Raw genomic sequence first — 3274 nt, forward strand, 5'->3', positions numbered from 1 at the left:
AGCCGGGTCTGTTCGGTACGTGGGGGGTTCGGGGGGTTCGGCCCGCCCGGTGGACATGGCGGAACGACAAGGTCCGCCTCCGCGCGGACACGGTTGACCCAGAGTGGAGCGGGTGACCGGGATCGAACCGGCATGGCCAGCTTGGAAGGCTGGGGCTCTGCCATTGAGCTACACCCGCGAGGTGATCGATGCGAGCTTACCCCGTAGAATGAGCAGGCGACGCCTCGGGGCGTAGCGTAGTGGCTAGCGCGCCTGCTTTGGGTGCAGGAGATCGGGAGTTCGAGTCTCCCCGCCCCGACCGATACCCTCGGCGTGTCACCCCCTGTCCAACGTCGTACCAGGAGACCGCCGCGCCGTGAAGGCCACCAAGGAGACCCTCAGCCCGACCCGGGTCAAGCTCACTGTCGAGGTGCCCTTCGACGAGCTCAAGCCCTCGCTCGAGGCCACATATCGCAAGCTTGCCCGCCAGGTCCGGGTCTCGGGCTTCCGGCCGGGCAAGGTCCCGCCGCGCATCCTGGACCAGCGGCTAGGCCGGGGTGTCATCCTGGACGAGGCCGTCCAGGAGGCGCTGCCGCAGCTCTACTCCGAGGCCGTGCAGGCCGAGGAGGTCGATGTGCTGTCCCGGCCCGAGGTGGACATCACCGAGTTCGCCGACGGCGGCCAGCTCGTCTTCACCGCCGAGGTGGATGTCCGGCCCGAGGTGACTCTGCCGGAGTTCTCGGAGCTTGAGATCACCGTTGACGCCGTCGAGGTCACCGACGAGCAGGTCGAGGAGCAGCTCGGCGCGCTGCGTGATCGTTTCGCGGTGCTCACGCCGGTGGAGCGGGCCGTGCAGGCGGGTGACTACGTCTCGCTCGACCTGTCCGCCGAGGCGGACGGCACGCCGATCGATGGTGCCGAGGCGACCGGGCTGTCCTACGAGGTCGGTAGCGGCAACCTGGTCGAGGGTCTCGACGACGCGATCATCGGCGCCACGGACGGCGAGACCCGCACCTTCACCACGGAGCTGCTCTCCGGTGAGCAAGCCGGTCAGCCCGCCCAGGTGACGGCGACGGTCCGCGGGGTCAAGGAGAAGGAGCTCCCGGCCCTGGACGACGACTTCGCGACCACCGCCAGCGAGTTCGACACCCTCGACGAGCTGCGCGCGGACATCCGGACGCGCCTGGAGCAGTCGCGCCGCACCGAACAGGTCGGCCAGGCCCGGGAGAAGTTGCTGGAAAGCCTCCTGGAGCGGGTGGAGGTGCCGGTGCCCGGCTCGCTGCTCGCCGGCGAGATCGAGGCCCGTGAGCACCGCCTCTCCCGCGAGCTGGAGTACATCGGCACGGACCGCCCGTCCTACCTGGAGACCCTCGGCCAGACCGAGGAGGAGTTCGACGCGGAGGTCCGCGAGTCCGCCGGCAAGGCGATCCGCTCCCAGTTCATCCTGGACGCGGTGATCGATGCCGAGTCGATCGGGATCGACCAGGGCGAGCTGATGGAGCAGCTCATCCTGCGCGCTCAGCGCTCCGGGGTGCAGCCGGACGTCTACGCTCAGCAGCTTGCGCAGGGCGAGGGTCTCACGGCCCTGATGGCCGACGTCCTGCGGACCAAGGCGCTCTTCCTGTTGCTGGAGAACGCCAAGGTCGTCGACGGTGCGGGGACCCCCGTCGAGCTCGCTTTGCCAGCCCGTTCGCAGCCGGACACCGATGCCGACGCCGATCATGACCGCGATGTCACCGTCGCGGCGGAGGCCGTCGCCCCCGGGGACGGGGACGCCACGGTCGAGCCGGTCGAGCCGGTCGAGGCGGAGACCGACGGCAACGGCTGATCAGCGCCTCGCCGCTGGCGCGGTCGCGTTCCTCCCGAAGCAACCATCGGGTCATAACAGGCGAACCGTGGGGGTTGGTCACCGTTCCCACCTGGAACCGTGGCCGGCCCCGCTGTTCGTCTCATCATCGCCGCCTTCCGTGACCGGACGGCGCCGCGCCGAACCAGCCCGCACCCGGCTGGCCATGAGCGCCCACCGGCCCCGGGCTGGCCGGGCTGGCCCGTCCTCACGCCCAGCGCGAACATCGGGCGGGAAGGGCGGGAACTGGGGCGTGTCACAGATAGTGTCGAGCCGGTCAATCAGCCGTCCCATGTGAGGAAGTCGAGGAGCTGACCGTGAGTAACATCGCAGCCCCGCGCCTGCCGGTTCCGGGTCCGGACCTTCGTGCACCCGGTCAGGGTGGACCCGCGTTCGACGACCAGGTGTTCAACCGTCTGTTGGCCAACCGCATCGTCTTCCTCGGCTCGGTCGTCGAGGACTCGATCGCCAACGCGATCTGCGCGCAACTCCTGCTGCTCAACGCGGAGGATCCGACCCGCGACATTTTCCTCTATATCAACTCGCCGGGTGGGTCGGTGAGCGCCGGTATGGCGATCTACGACACCATGCAGTTCGTCGAGAATGATGTCGCGACCGTCTCGCTCGGTCTCGCCGCGTCGATGGGGCAGTTCCTGCTCTGCGCCGGTGCGTCGGGCAAGCGCTACTCCCTGCCGCACGCGCGGATCATGATGCACCAGCCGTCCGGTGGTATCGGGGGCACCGCCTCCGACATCGCCATCCAGGCGGAGCAGATGCTGTACACCAAGCGGATGATGCAGGAGCGCATCGCCTTCCACACCGGTCAGCCGATCGAGCAGATCGAGCGCGACTCCGACCGGGACCGGTGGTTCACAGCCGAGGAGGCCAAGGACTACGGCTTCGTCGACCACGTCGTCCAGCAGGCCCGCCAGGTTCCCAGCGAAGGCCCGGTGAGCTGAGCGGAGCCCCCGCTCACCGGATCGAACCGTCGTCATCCGTCCCGGAGGCAGCCACCATGTTCCACGACACGCTGTACCAGCAGATGCGGCACGAGCAGGCCCGCCAGGCAGCCGCCCAGCCGCAGGGCCGCTACGTCCTGCCGAACATCATCGAGAAGACCTCCCGCGGCGAGTACGGCATGGATCCGTATTCGAAGCTGCTCAAGGAGCGGATCGTCTTTCTCGGTGTGCAGATCGATGATGTGTCGGCGAACGACGTGATGGCGCAGCTGCTGTTCCTGGAGTCCGAGGATCCCGACCGGGACATCTCGATCTACATCAACTCGCCGGGTGGGTCGTTCACGTCGTTGACGGCGATCTACGACACGATGCAGTTCGTGCGGCCGGACATCTCGACGATCTGCATGGGTCAGGCGGCGTCGGCGGCGGCGGTGCTGCTGGCGGCGGGCACGCCGGGGAAGCGGTTCGCGCTGGAGAACAGCCGGATCCT

3 protein-coding genes and 2 tRNA genes are annotated in these 3274 nt (G+C 68.4%); 4 read left to right on the forward strand and 1 reads right to left on the reverse strand.

The annotated features are described in order from the left end of the window. Positions 1-104: 104 nt before the first annotated feature. A tRNA-Gly gene (locus tag BMG523DRAFT_RS21980) sits at positions 105-178 on the reverse strand. A gap of 47 nt (positions 179-225) precedes the next feature. Here BMG523DRAFT_RS21980 and BMG523DRAFT_RS21985 point away from each other — a divergent pair. From BMG523DRAFT_RS21985 to BMG523DRAFT_RS22000, 4 genes are all read left to right on the forward strand, one after another. Beyond that, positions 226-298: transfer RNA gene (locus BMG523DRAFT_RS21985), tRNA-Pro, on the forward strand. A gap of 57 nt (positions 299-355) precedes the next feature. After that, a complete protein-coding gene (tig, locus tag BMG523DRAFT_RS21990) occupies positions 356-1807 on the forward strand; it encodes a trigger factor (RefSeq protein ID WP_011435648.1) in 1452 nt (483 codons plus the stop codon). 359 nt (positions 1808-2166) lie between these two features. After that, the gene (locus tag BMG523DRAFT_RS21995) at positions 2167-2784 is read left to right on the forward strand and encodes an ATP-dependent Clp protease proteolytic subunit (protein ID WP_082456852.1); all 618 of its coding nucleotides are present in this window, start codon (positions 2167-2169) and stop codon (positions 2782-2784) included. 83 nt (positions 2785-2867) lie between these two features. Further along, the coding region (locus BMG523DRAFT_RS22000; protein ID WP_200923146.1) for an ATP-dependent Clp protease proteolytic subunit at positions 2868-3274 on the forward strand (407 nt) is incomplete at its 3' end.

Source organism: Frankia sp. BMG5.23 (genome assembly GCF_000685765.2).
Lineage (GTDB): Bacteria > Actinomycetota > Actinomycetes > Frankiales > Frankiaceae > Frankia > Frankia casuarinae.